The following is a 16,402-nucleotide window of genomic DNA, read 5'->3' on the forward strand; positions in this document are numbered from 1 at the left end:
ATGGACTGCCACGTCGCTACGCTCCTCGCAGAGACAGCACTGCATAGACTGCCACGGCCTTCGGCCTCGCAGAGACAGAAGCGCGTCATTGCGAACTCCACCCCATCATTGCGAACCCCACCCCGTCTTTGCGAGCGCAGCGAAGCAATCCACCTCGCAAACCACGCGGCGCTCAACCATGGACTGCCACGTCGCTACGCTCCTCGCAGAGACAGCACTGCATAGACTGCCACGGCCTTCGGCCTCGCAGAGACAGTAACGCGTCTTTGCGAACCCTCACCCGTCTTTGCGAACGCAGTGAAGCAATCCAAGGCTCTAACCCAGCAAACCTGGATACAAATCAAGCCAATTAATATTGATGGATTCGATTAGATCAATCTTTCTTTTTCTACTCCCAGCTTTCAGTTGCTTTTCTCTAGCAATCGCGCTGATTATTTCTTCACAATCCTCATAATAAACCAATATTTTCAGACCGTGCTTTTTGGTAAAACCGTCACACAACCCATTTTTATGCTCATACACGCGCCTAATCAAATCACTGGTTACACCAACATAAAGAGTTCCGTTCTTTTTATTCGACATGATGTAAATATAGCCGGACTTCATATCTCATAACTCCTGTCCTTGAGTACTGTCATGGCGAGTGTAGCCAAGCCGTCATTGCGAACTCCACCCCGTCTTTGCGAACTCTTATCTCGTCTTTGCGAGCGCAGCGAAGCAATCCACCTCGCAAACCACTCGGTACTCAACCATGGACTGCCGCGTCGCTACACTCCTCGCAGAGACAGAAGCGCGTCTTTGCGAACTCCACCCCGTCTTTGCGAACTCTTATCTCGTCTTTGCGAGCGCAGCGAAGCAATCCACCTCGCAAACCACTCGGTACTCAACCATGGACTGCCGCGTCGCTACACTCCTCGCAGAGACAGAAGCGCGTCTTTGCGAACTCCACCCCGTCTTTGCGAACTCTTATCTCGTCTTTGCGAGCGCAGCGAAGCAATCCACCTCGCAAACCACACGGTGCCTAACCATGGACTGCCGCGTCGCTACACTCCTCGCAGAGACAGAAGCGCGTCATTGCAAGCGCCACCCCGTCTTTGCGAACTCTTATCTCGTCTTTGCGAGCGCAGCGAAGCAATCCACCTCGCAAACCACGCGGTGCTCAACCATGGACTGCCACGTCGCTACGCTCCTCGCAGAGACGAATCCGGCCTCACAGCACCACAACTAAGCATTACGCTCCCCAGTATTTGTAAACCTAATACGCCCCGCCAACTGCATAAAATAATCATGCGACCAAATATCTAAAACCTGTGCATTTGCAATAAAGCGTCGCACATCATTCTTGGCCGACTCAACATCCAGTTGCTCAATGCGCTGTATTAACCACGCGCGAAACAAATCTGGAGTTAAAAGCTTGTCACCCAAATCCCCACTTTGCCTAGCTCGCATTTCTAAATGCGTTAAATTTAACTCAGCACCCTGCCGCACATACCATTCAAAATCGAACCAGTCTCGTCCCTTAACTCGATTTTTCCACCGTCTAAACAACAGAGCATGCATTTTACCGGCATACAAATCAGACAAGCTAAAACACTTCACATACACAGAATAAGGATTCAACAACAGCTTTTCTTCGGTTTTAAAACCCAGCGGCGGCTCAGTATCGACCTCGAACTTAATTTTCAACACTTTCTGCCCGCGCACGCTCACATCATAAATACTGGTATTCTTCTTTAAAAATGCAGATACCACCGCCGTTTCAATCGATTTTTCACGCGCCGAAATCTCCACCTCAAACCCTAAGGCATTAAACTCAGTGATCAAGGCATCAAAGTAGGGTTCAAAAGAAAAGCCAGCTTGTGATTGCAGTAACGAAAAATCCAAGTCTTCTGAAAATCGTGGCAGGTCGTAAAAAATTCGTAAGCAAGTCCCGCCATAAAAAGCCGCCTTATCAAAAAAACCTGCCCGCACTAAACCGGCTAACGCAATCTCTTGCATTACTTCACGCAAAGCATCATTGATATTATCGCCATCAGCCAAATGATATTTTTTCAGCATCTGCTCAACAACACTCATAGCAACCCCTCTAGCACCTGACGCAAAGCTTTAAACTGGCGTGTTTTATAACCAGAGCACGCATACCCGTCCAACACCGTCGGATCAAAATCACATAAGAACGCCTCGTCCAAGCGTAAGTCTTCAAACAAAAACGCCTCCATAGAAGCCTTGCCTAAAGCCTTTAAGTGGCGAGTTAACAAAACCGTATCACACACCGCCTTGGTTGGACTCGCTAGCCAAAAGCATTGATTACCGACGCTCTCAATCGTTAAACCAAGCGGAAAAAGCTGCTGCGGAATCTTAGAGTAAGAAAAACGTCCCAAGGAATTTTCCAACTCCCGCCCACGCCCTGTGCAGACGGACGTAACCTCAATGACTCGTTCAGGAATCAACCCATGCCATGACAGTGCATACTCCAAAGAGACACAAGAGGGTCCATACAATCGATTGGCAATCAAAGGCAAGCACAAGGCTTCTTGACGCCAAGGCGCACCCACAACATACAAGCCGCGCTTCAAAGAAATAAGTGTGCCTGAGGCTAACCATTCCGAAATTTTATCATTCGGACGTGCGTAATCAGACAACAAAGGCAATAGCGCACCATGCGAAAACGGCACAGCACCAAAGGAAGATAAACGAAACTCAAGCATAAAGTCATACTCTTGAGTGGATAAACGCAAATTATCCGACTATCCATGCATAATTACAACAAACCAACAAACACTGCGCTCTATCACTAAGCCTATCCCTATGAACTGCCACGCCGCTACGCTCCTCGCAGAAACGAGGCCTGGGAGCGCGGGCCGCTGGCCCGCGTTTAGCATCATTGCGAGCCCTAGCTAGTCATTGCGAGCGCAGCGAAGCAATCCACTCCTCAAACCGCACGGTGCTCAACCATGGATTGCCGCGTCGCTACGCTCCTCGCAATGACCCGCGCTGTCTTTGCGAACGAAGTGAAGCAATCCACCTCGCAAACCGCACGGTGCTCAACCATGGATTGCCGCGTCACTACGCTCCTCGCAATGACCCGCGCTGTCTTTGCGAACGAAGTGAAGCAATCCACCTTGCAAACAACGCCGTGCCAACCCATAGACTGCCACGGCTTACAGCCTCGCAGAGACAGAAACGCGTCATTGCGAACAGCCACCCCGTCTTTGCGACCGCGAGGAACGTGGCGGGAAGCAATCCACCTCACAAAACCTCAGCCAACAACCCCTGCGCTTCATTAATCAACAGCTGTAAATGCGCTTCATTAATAAAGCTCTCGGCATAAATCTTATACAGAGCCTCTGTACCACTGGGCCGCGCTGCAAACCAGCCGTTCTCAGTACAGACCTTAATCCCACCTATTGCCGCGCCATTGCCTGGGGCATTCAGCAACACAGAAGTAATTGCCTCACCAGCCAATTCAGTAGCGACAATATGCTTTGCACTCAAACCCTTAAACGAGGCTTTTTGCTCAGGCGTAGCAGCAGCATCAATGCGACGATAATAAGGCGAGCCGTGTCGTAATCAATTTCTCAACCCTATCAACAAAAATTTGAGTTCAATAGTTTACTAATACACGCGGCCAACACAGATGATATATAACCCAAGCTATAGGTTTAATATTTGCTCAAGACTGGCCGCATGCGCCTGAGGTGTTAACTTCTCAAATAACTCTGCATCTACGTTTAAGGCTGGTATAGCTTCTCTTTCAAGCTTATGAAACAAGCTCACTACCGCATCCATATCAGGCTCTGCAACAAACCCTAACCCATTGTCCAGTACCCACTTGGTAACACTTGTATTGCCACCACAAATAGCAATCACGTGGCAGCCTGAGAACACATACGATGATGATTTACTTGGAAACGCATAATTGGTTACTTCATCATCAATTGGCATCAAGCCAAAGCTGTAACCACGTAACACAGCAGCAGCCTGATCGGCTGGTAACACACCTAAATAACTGACTTGCTCAAATTGACTGGCCAGCTTCTCAATAGCGCCACGGTAAACACCACCACCAGCAAACACAAAAGGGAGTTGACCACCTTCATTTAAGTAACGCTCAATTGCTGCAAGCAGTAATGGAATACGCTGCAAGCGCCCAGCGTTACCGCAATAAACAAAGCCTTGTTTGCGCTCTATTACAACATTTGTCTCTTGTACAGCGCCCTGAACAGAAGGATTTTCCAACAATACAATAGGTAATTCCTGCCCTGTGCGCTGCGTAATATAAGACTTCATCTGCTCAGTTAGCGTGATCACTGTTGCTGCTTTACGCGTTGTTTTAACATCAATTTTGCGCAGTAAACGCTCCACCCAATTGGTTTTCCCAGTCACAACTTGTGTTGCTTCAGGATGAATATCCTGCAAGTGATACACAAACTTTTTACCAAACAACCCACAATACAAACGCACAGCCAAAGGCGTAAAAATGGGTGGATTGGTTGCCACATACACCTTACTCGGGCGATGCCAACATAAACTGAAAAAAACGAATACGGTAAAAGTCAGTAACTCAACAATACGCAAGAGCATGTGGCTTGAAGAGTTGGTTAAGCTCGGCAAAGTAGAAAACTTAACCCCTTGCCCTCGCTTAGCCATCTGCAGCTTTTCTGGAAAGCCTTTCGCCACTTGGGTAATCACAATGGGCTGTGCATCTTTACCCAGTGACTCCGATAGCAATAGCAGCGCTTCGCCAATAGCTGGGTTTTCTGGCCAAAAGCTTCGGCTCACTATTGCAATCTTTTCCATGACAGCTTCCAACCTTAAATTAATACTGCTTCCAAACGGTACGCATCACGTAGTCACGATAGCTGTGCACAATACGCACAATTTTATCTGACACATTCGGCATGCTGTAATCTGCCACCAAGCGCAACGTGCGCTCTGTGCCACTCAGCTGACTTTCCAATACTTGCAAGGCTTGCATCACGCGATCAGCTTCTAAGCCCACCATCATTACTGAGGCTTCTTCCATACCTTCTGGACGCTCATGCGCTTCACGCAGATTCAGGGCTGGGAAGTTTAGAATGGATGACTCTTCGTTAATGGTGCCGCTGTCTGACAAGGAGGCTTTAGCCGATAACTGCAGCTTATTGTAGTCTTTAAAGCCCATTGGCTTGAGCAAGCGCACATTGGCGTGAAACTCAACACCCATCGCATCGACACGCTTTTGTGTGCGCGGGTGGGTAGAGACGATCACTGGATAGTCATAATGCGCAGCAACGGTATTGAGCACATCAACCAGTTTGAGGAAGTTTTTATCGGAATCGATATTCTCTTCACGGTGCGCGCTAACGATAAAGAACTTACCTTCTTCTAAACCTAAACGCTGCAGCACGTCAGACTGTTCAATGCCTTCACGATAATAGTTCAGCACTTCAAACATTGGGCTGCCGGTTTTAATCACCATGTCGGGCGACAAACCTTCACGCAGTAAGTAATCACGGGCAATGGTGCTGTACGTCAGATTGATATCTGCGGTGTGATCGACAATACGACGGTTAATTTCTTCTGGTACACGCATATCAAAGCAGCGATTACCGGCTTCCATGTGGAAGGTCGGAATCTTACGGCGCTTCGCTGGAATTACTGCCATACAGCTGTTGGTATCACCCAGTACCAGCAAGGCTTCTGGCTGCACTTCAGCTAACACTCGGTCCACGGCAATAATCACATTACCAATGGTTTCCGCACCACTCTGCCCGGCTGCATTTAAAAAATGATCAGGTTTGCGAATGCCTAAATCCTCAAAGAAGATTTGGTTTAACTCGTAATCATAGTTTTGACCGGTGTGCACCAAAATATGCTCACAATGCTCATCCATCTTCGCCATCACCCGTGATAAACGAATGATTTCAGGGCGCGTACCGACAACGGTGACGACTTTTAATTTTTTAATAGTCATAAATATTTCAGCCAATAATAGGCATAGCACTACATAATGAGCGCTGTACCTTATTAATAATCAGTGAGAGGAACGGCGAACAGACCAGATGATGCCAGCCAGAGCTGCAATAACAGCACCTGCCACAGCATAGGCGCCGATATTAATGGAAAAAACAGCGACAGATAAAAACAGAATCACTACCAATACTGCGACTAAGACACCGAGACGGTAATCTGTATGCTCTTGCTTCTCTTGGCGCTCACGAGAACGTATTTCTATTTCACGCACAGAAAGAGCTTTTTCTTGCAACAAAACCTCAGCATCCATGGATTTCTCAGCCATTTTACCAGCCTATCGGCTAAGCCTGGCATCAGCTCATCATACTTCTTAAGTAAATCTGGGTGCGGTACGGGGCCTGAGAATTGCTCCACACGATGCTGGCGTACTGCATCGCCCCTTTTAGGCTTGCTTGATTGCTTAGGAGGCTTGTTTGACATCAGATAACGCCTTTACAAAAGCATTGTGCATTAAGGCTTCAGCCTCAGGCACGACCCTAAACTCACCCTCAATATCGTACTGCCTCGATGCTTTACTCGCAGGCTCACGCTTCGGTGCTGGTTTGAAGGGGTCGAACGCGCTAAGGAACCCTGCCCAAAAGTGTTTACTCTTCATTTTTTGTCCTCCGGTGTAAAACCGATATGCATTGATTCTACAATACACAATGCAATACACAAGGTTTAACAGGCTTCTCACGAGCAAAGACCTCATTGGCCCAAAGCACAGGAAGCCTTAACTTGTGACAACACCATCAGAACGTATGGAGTACATAGTATTCTGTATGATTTCAGCTAGCTCATAGAGTTCTTCAAAACTTATTTTAGGCTTATCAATAAGCCAATAACGCCCATGCGCTAGCCAATGCCTATAACGTAAAACCACTTTAATTTTTTGAAAGAAGCGTCGTGTTTCAGGATAAACAGCTTCCCAACCATTAATAATGTCACTTTCAAACGAAATTCGTTTAGGTTGTTTATAACTGTCACGAAAATATCTACTCAGTGGGTCTTTATACCTTTTTTCAATACGGTCATGAAAATCCAATTGAAGAAATGCCTCGAGACTCGTCATCAAAGAAAAGGTCGCTTGCAGCTCTAGTTCAGCGGTTCTCTTTATAAAAAGCTGCTGAATTTCCTTAGCACTCATTAAAGCAAAACGCTCAAAATGCTCTGCTTGAGAAAATAATAAGCTCAACCCTTCTTCAGCGTCTTTTTTATATAAATACACTTCAGATAAAGGCAGCTCATCACCTGACCGACTCAACCTTTTAGCCATGACTTACTTCCATAATGGCTTCTAACAGTGCTTCTCGAGTCAAAGGAATATAACGAATATTGGGTGCTGGCGTAGCAATTTTCCACACTAATTTACTGGGATTAATCTTAGTTTCTGGAAGTTCTGTTTCACCTGATACACGCACTGAAATTGTAGGTTTATCAGCATTTTCAGGAACTAACACCCACTTCACTGTGCCTGCTAAACCCTTCATATCATAACGGCCATGTGCAGCAATTAAATTTGTGCCGATTGGTTTTAGTTCAATCACTTCCTTGGGCAACCGAATAGTTAATTGAGGAATATCATACTCACCCAAATACTGCTCACTCAGCTGAACCACTTTACGCTCACATTGTATATCTTCATTAAACTCAGCTAAAAAACTTTCAACTTGAGTAATAAATGCCTCTGCAGCAGTTTGCCAAGCAACTTTTTTAGCTTCCCAGTCTATTGTTTCAACTTGGGAGTGCTGCTGCTTTTGATCTGCTAAAAAATCACGAAATTTATCAGGACTCATGTATATACACCCTCCAAAATATCTACTGGATAGAAACAGCTTAGACTACTTAGCATTATCAGTAAGGTTGCCGCGTCGCTACGTTCCTCGCAGTGACGGCAACGCGTCATTGCGAGCACCACCCCGTCTTTGCGAGCGCAGCGAAGCAATCCACCTCGCAAACAACGCGGCGCTCAACCATAGACTGCCACGTCGCTACGCTCCTCGCAGAGACGTCGGTGCGCCTTTACGCCTCCCACTCTGTCTTTGCGAGCGTAGCGAAGCAATCCACCCCGCAAACCAACACAATGCCGACCATGGACTGCCACGGTCTACGGCCTCGCAGTGACATGATCAACCCCGCCCCACAGGCTTAGCATAAGTATCCGGCTTCTCACGGTCGAATATTTCATTGGCCCACAACATCACCACCATTTCATCGTCACCCACGTTAGTAATATCGTGAGTCCAACCGGTAACGGTTTCAACAATTTCTGGCTGTTCGCCACTGGTGTGCAATTCGTAAAACTCGCCCGTCAGCATATGACGGAAACGGAAACAGGCTTGACCCTTAATCACTAAAAACTTTTCGGTTTTCGAGTGATGGTAATGACCGCCACGGGTGATACCGGGATGCGCAGTGAAGAATGAAAACTGCCCGGCATCTTTGGTTTTTAGCATTTCAACAAATACGCCGCGCTCATCACCGTACTTAGGCACTTGATAGCTGAACTGCTCAGGCTTTAAGTAACTGACATAGGTGGAGTACAACGCACGAACTAGGCCATTGCCTACATTTTCAGTGATCAAGTTGTCGCGACTGTCTTTAAAAGCTTGCAGCTGCTCAGCCAAACCACCCACGCTAATCTGATACTGCTGCGCAATATCAACAAAGCCGCTTTGCGTTAACTGGCCATCCAGCACTTGTAAAAAAGATTCCACCACATCATCGATATACACCAAGTTAATTTGCGCACTTGAGTCGTTGATCTGAATCGGCAAGCCTTGTGAAATATTGTGGCAGAAGGTGGCAACTGCTGAGTTGTAATTGGGACGCGCCCACTTACCAAACACATTAGCTAAACGATAAATAAATACGGGCGCACCGCTGCGCTGAGCAAAGGTTAACAATGCATCTTCAGCGGCGCGTTTACTGGCTCCATAGGGATTGTCTGCCGTTGCTTGAATCGAAGAGCTGTAGACCACAGGAATGGTTTTACCCGCTTGTTGCAATGCATCGCATAACGCTTGAGTTAAGTCAGCATTACCTTGCTGAAACTCAGCGGGGTCTTCTGGGCGATTAACACCGGCTAAGTGAAAGACTAGATCAGCGTCAGTCACCAGTTGCAGCAAATCAGACTGTGTGTGCTCACGAGTAAAGCACAACACTTCTACATCAGTACGCTCAGCTAAATGCAGTTGTAGATTTTTACCGACAAAACCATTGGCACCCGTAATTAAAACACGCATGCCTTACTCCTCAGCTGCAATATTTTCGCCACGCTGGATAGCAGGCATAAAGGTGAGTTTCATTAACAACTGTTGCATACCAGCAACATCTAGGCGCTGAGTATTGTGCGAGTTGTAATCTTCAACCTTGGACAAATCTTTTTGCCCTTCATCTACATATTTCGCATAATTCAGGTCACGCAAATCAGGCGGTATACGGTAATAGTCGCCCATATCCTCAGCACACAACATCTCTTCACGGCTCAATAAAGCTTCATAGAGCTTTTCACCATGACGCGTACCGATGATATTGATCGGATGTTCTGGCTTACCAACAATTTCAGTTAATGCTCGGGCTAAAGTTTCAACCGTAGCAGCTGGGGCTTTTTGTACGAACAGGTCACCATTATTGCCATGCTCAAAGGCATACAACACCAGATCCACCGCATCGGCCAAAGTCATCATAAAGCGTGTCATATTCGGATCAGTGATGGTCAACGGCTGATCCGCGCGAATTTGCTCAACAAACAAAGGAATCACCGAACCGCGTGAAGCCATCACGTTGCCATAACGGGTGCCGCAAATCACGGTTTTGGTCTCATCGACGTTACGTGACTTAGCTACCATGACTTTTTCCATCATCGCTTTAGAGATACCCATGGCATTAATGGGGTACACCGCTTTATCTGTACTTAAGCACACCACACGCTTCACTTCGTTCTGGATCGCTGCTTCTAAAACATTCTCAGTACCAAGAATATTAGTCTTAACCGCTTCCATCGGGTGAAACTCGCAGGATGGCACCTGCTTTAATGCAGCGGCATGGAAAATGTAATCCACACCACGGGTCGCATTGAGCACACTCATGTAGTCGCGTACATCACCGATATAGAACTTAAGCTTAGGACTAGGGAAACGCTTACGCATGTCATCTTGCTTTTTCTCGTCACGGCTGAAGATTCGGATTTCAACAATGTCGGATTCGAGGAAGCGTTTTAGAACAGCGTTGCCGAATGAGCCGGTGCCGCCGGTGATGAGGAGGGTTTTGTTTTTAAACATTTTTAGCTTTTCCTTGTTGATACGCGATATCCCAGACTTTCTCATACTGGCTGCATACTTTTTCTAAAGTGTATTGTTCTTTTACTTTCGAAAAAGCATTCTCTTTGAATAGCTCAGTCTTAGCAGTATCCGTAATCATCACGTTTATTGCTTCTACTAAACTCTGAACATCCTTTGGCTCTATAACGATACCGCATGGTTTTTCTGAGCCGGCATCTAGCATGCTTGCAATAGCACCTACATTTGTTGCTATCACAGGGCACTTCATAGCCATTGCTTCAATAATCACATTAGGGAAACCTTCTGAATAACTTGGCAGAACAAGCATGGAGGCACTTCTCATCTGAGCTAAGATATCTTCTTTCGTAAGCACCCCCAATAAGCTTATCTTTACACTTGTACCAGCCGTAGATTTCAATAGGCTTTCCTTAACGTCGTCTTCATACGGGCCTATTAAGAGTAACTCATCCACATTACTCAATAGTGAACATGCCTTAACCAACTCAAAAACGCCTTTGTTTTTAACTACGTGACCAACAAAAATAATTTCTACTCTAGCGTAATTATCTTCATTGATAACTTGATTATCTTTATTTAGAAGCTTTGCAACAGAGCCTGAAACCGGATTGGGAATATTATAAATATTTTCAAAACCGCTAGCAGATAGAACTTGATGAGTTTCATTATCAAGCACCATAACTGCAGAAGTTAAAGAAACAACTCGTTTTAAAAGCTTCCACTCCCAATTATTTAGTCTGCTTATCTCAGGTATGCGACCGAATCGAAAGTGAATAACTATAGGTATGCGATAAAAACTTGCTAATAATGATAAGAGTAAATCCCTCCATAAACCCATAGAACCACTACTAGTCATATGAATCACATCTGGCTTATGATTTCTTATCAGCTGATAAAAACTTGCAATAATACCTAGAGCATCTTTAGAGCCTGCAATTACACGAGAAGCAACACCGGAATCAGTAATCGCCCTAGACTTAACAGCTGTGTCTTGATGAACAATGGTTACATTTCCATTACTTTGATAGTAATCAAGCACGTTTACAGTCCAACTGGCAATTCCTCCTACTGGTGGCGGGAGAGGAGACAACAAAAAAATCTTACTCATAACAACACCACTAAAAAATTATTAATCAAAGAGTATCATTAACACGATATTTTTCAGCTTTATAAAACTGTAAAATCAAAATAAAAAACAATGAAAAAAACATTAAATTCGCGTAGCTAGACAGCAAGTAAATAATTTTAAAATTCCCTAAAAACAAAAACAATGTAACTAAAGAAAACAGAATAACAAAAAACCTATAAAAATCTCGCAATTTAACATTAATAAATCTGCGATACATTAAAAAAAGCATTAATAATGGATATAAAAAAAACGCATAAATCAATATAGAACCTATCAAGCCAGCACCATTCAAAATTCTAATATATCCAACATCTGAACCTCTAACTTGATTTGCTGACGGTACAAAACGACTAAAATCTCCACTTCCAAAAACCAAATCAAAAGCATCATTTGGTAAAACAATCATATTGAATAAAGTGCCTGCAGTTGTAGAAGAAACACCACCACTAGAGAACTGATCAAGCATTATAAGTGAACGTGACAATGGGTGCTCATAACCAAAATCAGAAATAACATCGTATTTATAAGATTCTATAAAAGGAATAGAAGATAAAAACAGCAAAATAAATAACATTATAAAGCAGAAAAGAACAATAAGTTTAATTAACACAGACGTACGCATTGATAAAAGAAAAGAAATTAAAAGTAGGGGGACACATAATACAAAGCCAGTTCTTGCTGATAATAATGACGCGAAAAGGCATAAAATCAAAATACACCCAGCAAGAAATTTTTTTAAATTTTTCAAAAAATAAAGATAACCACTAGAAATCAAAATCAAAAGGGCTAAATTCATTGATGCACCATCACCTCCAGTAGGATGAAAAGCGGGCACTCTTAATAAGACTAGATGATCACCACGTGAATAATCACGATAAAAAAACAGGTCCATCACTGACCTGAATGATGGAAAAAGATAGCTTATCATAATCACGCTACCCCATATGACTACGCAAAAAAAGCAAACTTTAAAGAAGTACTCTAGTGAATCTACACCTTTCACTTTATAGAAAAAATCAGCCAGTGTATATGAAACAATAATTGCTAACACAGAAAAAACAACACTATTAAAGCCACTTAAATCTCCAATTTTCATAGTTACCAACAAAAAGTAAGAGAAAGGAACAATCCAAAAAACAACAAGCAAATAAAATGTTTTATTTAACTTTTTATCACTAATCAGTTCTATTAAAAAAACAATTAAAAAGAAAAAAGAAAAATACAAATGCGTCGAATTTAAATAAATAGAATTAAAAAAATTAATTACTGGTCCTACAAAAAGAAAAAAAACTGAGCAAAAAAGCCAAAAAGATTTCAAACCTCTCTTAACCGAATAATCATTGCCATTAACTCTCATATATACTCTCAATCACTTTACTAATAAAATAAAACATCAGAAACATAACTCAAAACCAATCAAAACCAATCAAAACCAACTAATTTAAAGCAACCCCAAAACGCAATAAAAAATACTTAAAATACTGTTTAAACCCAGCTCGTCTTATATAATAAAATGCCACTCTAAAGTGTTTAAAGGATTCAAAACGCTCACCTGAAGCTTTTACAATCTGCCTCGCTAACCAAAGCTCTATACCCGCTTTTCGTCTATTCAACTCTGCATTAGAAAAATAATTATTCTTCTCAGCCTTATCTAAAAAAAGCCGAACATTATTATATACTTTAAGATAATCATTACTTCTACTTAAAGACCCTTCTCTATTAGTTTTTATAAAACCCGGCCCTCCCCCTCCTTTGGCTTTAAGCTTCTTTTTAATAAGTCTTATGACTAAATCATAATCCTCATTATTAACTAGCGTCTCATCAAATCCACCTACATCAATTAAATTTTTCAATCGAAACAAATAAGTATGAACCCCTCCTGGAAAACCATTCTTTCTTCCAATCAAGTCAGGATTTAAGACTCCATCAAATCTACCATACTGTTGAAACTCACCATTCTCTTTAACATGAGTACCATAAACACCAAAATAATCTAAGCTAAGCGTCTTCATAGCAAGATCTTTCTTCTCTATATTATCTTCCAGCATTACATCATCTGAATCTAAAAAAGTAACAAAATCAGAGGTACAATATTTTAATCCGTAATTTCTAGCTGATGATGGTCCTCCATTCTCTTTCTTTAATAAGAAAATAGGTGAGGATGAAAGCTTGAATAAATTATCAGCAACTAAATCTGATGTATTATTACTAGACCCATCATCTACAACAATAATTTGTTCAGGGAGAACTTTTTGATTAATAACAGATTCTACAGCTCTACTTAAATCAGAATACTCATCATTATAAGTTGTTATTATCACACAACAATTTGAGACTTTACTATTCAATTTATATTATCCTTAAAAAACTTATAAGCTCTACTTCTCTCTTGCATTATAATATCATCAACATGAAACCAATTTATTTTATTTTTTATTTTAAAATCAAGATCTACACTATCAAAATCATATATTATTTGATCTAACAGCCCTAATTTTCCCAAGATCGACTCAAACCTCGACACTCCTCGCTGTAAATTAGCGATCACCAAAAAAGGCTTTTTATTAATAATTGAAAATAAACACCCATGAAATGAATCGGTAACTATATAGCTAGCACTAGCAAAAGATGATAGCCAGTCTTCTACGGCAGGTATTTTATAATCTTCCATATCACTAGAGATTAAATCTCCTAATCCAAGCCTCGACTGACAACTAAAAGTTTCTGTATTTAATCTAGATGCAATCACTTTAGCTAAATTTATTTTCTCTTCAGTTTTATCTAAAAAATAAGTAAAAACACCCTCACTCTCACCCTTGCATTTATCGCCTAATAACGCCAAGTATTCTTCTTTATCTAATAGGAGAGTAGGATCTAATAAGCAAACACTATCAACTCCTAAATACTTTGAGCACAAGTCAACTCCTGACTGCTCCCTAACAGATATTGCATCAAACTTTTTCGCAAGCTCAGCACATTTAGCAGTATCTTTCTTATTATACTCCCATTCACTTACACCAAATGATGCTGCATAAGATATACGCTTAACTTTATCGCAATTCTCTAAAAAGTCTAAATAATAATTATAGATATTTAATGAGTATTTAGGTCTCCAGACTTGATCACTACCAACTATTACTAACTCATAGCGATTCCTATAAAAATTTAACTTTAATTCTGTTTCAGTACTAAGAGTTTCCGTCTGAAAAATATTATCCCTAATAAATTTATGATTTCCTGCCATAAAATATTCGAAGTGCTTTTCAAAATCTATAGGTACCTTACGCCTCCCTCTCAACTTCATTAAGAGACGATATCCAAACCTTATCTGCTTATATAAAAAACCAGGATTATTATCAATATAATCAATTGTGACGACATCATGCCCTAGTGTACGCAGTACTTTTTGCAAAGCAAAAGCCTGCATAATACCGCCATAATTATGACCAAGCGGCTGAGTCATTATTGCAATTTTCATTTCTGCCTCATTATTCGTACAATTACGCGTGTTACCAAGTGCTTAAAGCCTTTTCGTCTATAGTATGTTCCACGAGTAGCAAGCCTTAAAGATAAGAGCATCTTGTGCATTTCTTTATCAAACTCTGCGGCTGACGGGCTCTGGCTCCAAACCTCTAAGCTTTTCTTACGGGAAGCCCGTCTTAGTTTTTGTACCAGCGTTGCATCGAGTGAAACACTATTTTTTCCATACCTTTTCTCGGGTATGGTTATACTTTTCTTTTGTGCTTCTTTGATTCTAACGTAAAGACCTTCGTGTCTATGGTTGTAGCTGCCTTGCTGGAACGCACGCATGGTGTCGGAGCTGATTGATTCAATGAACAGCGCCGAGTTGCTTGCCCCTTCTTGTATGATTACTTCAGCCAATGAGCTGCGAGTAATTATTACACTGGTACCACGACCGTCTTGGCTATAGGGTTCGAGCCAGGCATCACCTAGGGAAATATCGGCTATATCAGTGAGCAACATAAATCTCATCTGTTGGATTGCGAGGAGAATATGCAGCAGTATAGTTTTCTTTCAAAGAACCAATACCTATCATCATGATTAATCGCTCGTTATCAGGTATTTCTGAAGCCAATTTCACTTTCTTCTCAATAAAATAGGGATAGCATGTATTTAAAGGACATGCACCAAGGCCTGCGGCGTGAATAGCTAACAATATATTCATTGAAAAAAGTCCACCATCAATAAAAATCTGATTGCTCTCATAATTCGTAAAAGCTTTTGCGTCTGCTGTAACTATAAGGAGCTTATCAATCACATCAGTAAACCCAGCGTTACCATTTTGATAAGATAATAATTCTTTAATTTTTAATTTATCGCTATAACAATGTGCCTTCCAGCCCTGTCTATTGCATACAGAAGGTGCACTTTTAGCAATATCAACTATGTCACGTATAGTTTCAGCAGAAATAGTTTCACTAGAAAAATCTCTAACACTAACCCTACCTTGAGCAAAATCACGAAACTCCTGTAAATCTAAAGTGCTAGAAAACTCTTTTTGTATGTGTTTTAACCCACCATTACCATCATGACTTCCCTCACTTATAAACTCAGTAACAGCCAGTTCAAAACTTGATGGAAGATCAAAACTGTTTTCCTCGTTAAACTTAAGATAATCTGAAAAAGTTTTTCTTATAGATACAATCAAACCATCAGCACCATATAAACTCTCATACTGTGATGCTTTACTGATTACATTAAGTATTTTTGGCTGACCAAAACCTAGCCTTGGCTCAGGTAAAGCAAGGCCTTTTTCAACAATATGATAATGCTTTGTTAAATAGTATTTTAAATGTGCTTTATCATTTTTTAAATTTCTTTCTTTAAAACCATATTTTAAGTGATGCATCAAATCACATATCTTTGTATAGACTTCTCCAAATGGTGTTCCATACAGTAAAAAACTTTTCATCTTCCTTAAAAAAACATTAAGCACAATAAACCTACCTATAGATAG

Annotated in this window: 17 protein-coding genes and 1 pseudogene; all 18 read right to left on the minus strand. The window is 42.0% G+C overall.

The window, feature by feature from the left end:
• Positions 1–315: 315 nt before the first annotated feature.
• The 18 genes and pseudogenes from JYJ62_RS03805 to JYJ62_RS03890 all read right to left on the minus strand — a co-directional run bounded on the left by JYJ62_RS03805 (position 316) and on the right by JYJ62_RS03890 (position 16,381).
• Entirely contained in the window at positions 316–606 is a 291-nt protein-coding gene (locus JYJ62_RS03805; protein WP_205340891.1) for a GIY-YIG nuclease family protein, read from the minus strand.
• 618 nt (positions 607–1,224) lie between these two features.
• A complete protein-coding gene (locus tag JYJ62_RS03810; RefSeq protein ID WP_205340892.1) occupies positions 1,225–2,076 on the minus strand; it encodes a nucleotidyl transferase AbiEii/AbiGii toxin family protein in 852 nt (283 codons plus the stop codon).
• Positions 2,073–2,738, minus strand: a complete 666-nt coding sequence (locus tag JYJ62_RS03815) for a type IV toxin-antitoxin system AbiEi family antitoxin domain-containing protein (RefSeq protein ID WP_205340893.1) — start codon at positions 2,736–2,738, stop codon at positions 2,073–2,075. The genes JYJ62_RS03810 and JYJ62_RS03815 overlap by 4 nt, the downstream gene beginning before the upstream one ends.
• A 511-nt stretch (positions 2,739–3,249) precedes the next feature.
• Positions 3,250–3,561: pseudogene (locus JYJ62_RS03820) on the minus strand (phosphoglucomutase, alpha-D-glucose phosphate-specific); the annotation flags it as partial.
• Between the two features lie 93 nt (positions 3,562–3,654).
• On the minus strand, positions 3,655–4,800 hold the full coding sequence (locus JYJ62_RS03825; protein ID WP_205340894.1) for a glycosyltransferase: 1,146 nt from the start codon (positions 4,798–4,800) through the stop codon (positions 3,655–3,657).
• Between the two features lie 19 nt (positions 4,801–4,819).
• Positions 4,820–5,950, minus strand: coding sequence for a non-hydrolyzing UDP-N-acetylglucosamine 2-epimerase (wecB, locus tag JYJ62_RS03830; protein WP_205341304.1), 1,131 nt, complete (start codon positions 5,948–5,950; stop codon positions 4,820–4,822).
• A gap of 66 nt (positions 5,951–6,016) precedes the next feature.
• Positions 6,017–6,280 (minus strand): hypothetical protein, encoded by a 264-nt coding sequence (locus JYJ62_RS03835; RefSeq protein WP_205340895.1) that lies wholly within the window; start codon positions 6,278–6,280, stop codon positions 6,017–6,019.
• Between the two features lie 135 nt (positions 6,281–6,415).
• A complete protein-coding gene (locus JYJ62_RS03840; protein WP_205340896.1) occupies positions 6,416–6,610 on the minus strand; it encodes a hypothetical protein in 195 nt (64 codons plus the stop codon).
• A gap of 117 nt (positions 6,611–6,727) precedes the next feature.
• On the minus strand, positions 6,728–7,270 hold the full coding sequence (locus JYJ62_RS03845) for a hypothetical protein (RefSeq protein ID WP_205340897.1): 543 nt from the start codon (positions 7,268–7,270) through the stop codon (positions 6,728–6,730).
• On the minus strand, positions 7,263–7,790 hold the full coding sequence (locus tag JYJ62_RS03850) for a hypothetical protein (protein ID WP_205340898.1): 528 nt from the start codon (positions 7,788–7,790) through the stop codon (positions 7,263–7,265). Before JYJ62_RS03850 ends, JYJ62_RS03845 begins: the two co-directional genes overlap by 8 nt.
• Positions 7,791–8,123: 333 nt before the next feature.
• Positions 8,124–9,239, minus strand: a complete 1,116-nt coding sequence (gene wbjC, locus JYJ62_RS03855) for a UDP-2-acetamido-2,6-beta-L-arabino-hexul-4-ose reductase (RefSeq protein WP_205340899.1) — start codon at positions 9,237–9,239, stop codon at positions 8,124–8,126.
• A 3-nt stretch (positions 9,240–9,242) separates the two neighbouring features.
• Complete coding sequence (locus JYJ62_RS03860) at positions 9,243–10,277, minus strand: polysaccharide biosynthesis protein (RefSeq protein WP_205340900.1); 1,035 nt, start codon at positions 10,275–10,277, stop codon at positions 9,243–9,245.
• Entirely contained in the window at positions 10,270–11,403 is a 1,134-nt protein-coding gene (locus JYJ62_RS03865) for a glycosyltransferase family 4 protein (RefSeq protein WP_205340901.1), read from the minus strand. The genes JYJ62_RS03860 and JYJ62_RS03865 overlap by 8 nt, the downstream gene beginning before the upstream one ends.
• 25 nt (positions 11,404–11,428) lie before the next feature.
• A complete protein-coding gene (locus tag JYJ62_RS03870; protein ID WP_205340902.1) occupies positions 11,429–12,781 on the minus strand; it encodes an oligosaccharide repeat unit polymerase in 1,353 nt (450 codons plus the stop codon).
• 79 nt (positions 12,782–12,860) lie between these two features.
• Positions 12,861–13,772 (minus strand): glycosyltransferase family A protein, encoded by a 912-nt coding sequence (locus JYJ62_RS03875; RefSeq protein ID WP_205340903.1) that lies wholly within the window; start codon positions 13,770–13,772, stop codon positions 12,861–12,863.
• Complete coding sequence (locus tag JYJ62_RS03880; protein ID WP_205340904.1) at positions 13,769–14,902, minus strand: polysaccharide pyruvyl transferase family protein; 1,134 nt, start codon at positions 14,900–14,902, stop codon at positions 13,769–13,771. The genes JYJ62_RS03875 and JYJ62_RS03880 overlap by 4 nt, the downstream gene beginning before the upstream one ends.
• A complete protein-coding gene (locus JYJ62_RS03885) occupies positions 14,899–15,408 on the minus strand; it encodes a Coenzyme F420 hydrogenase/dehydrogenase, beta subunit C-terminal domain (protein ID WP_205340905.1) in 510 nt (169 codons plus the stop codon). Before JYJ62_RS03885 ends, JYJ62_RS03880 begins: the two co-directional genes overlap by 4 nt.
• Complete coding sequence (locus tag JYJ62_RS03890) at positions 15,395–16,381, minus strand: nitroreductase family protein (RefSeq protein WP_205340906.1); 987 nt, start codon at positions 16,379–16,381, stop codon at positions 15,395–15,397. Before JYJ62_RS03890 ends, JYJ62_RS03885 begins: the two co-directional genes overlap by 14 nt.
• Positions 16,382–16,402: the final 21 nt, after the last annotated feature.

This window comes from Denitrificimonas caeni, from assembly GCF_905120345.1.
Lineage (GTDB): Bacteria > Pseudomonadota > Gammaproteobacteria > Pseudomonadales > Pseudomonadaceae > Denitrificimonas > Denitrificimonas caeni_A.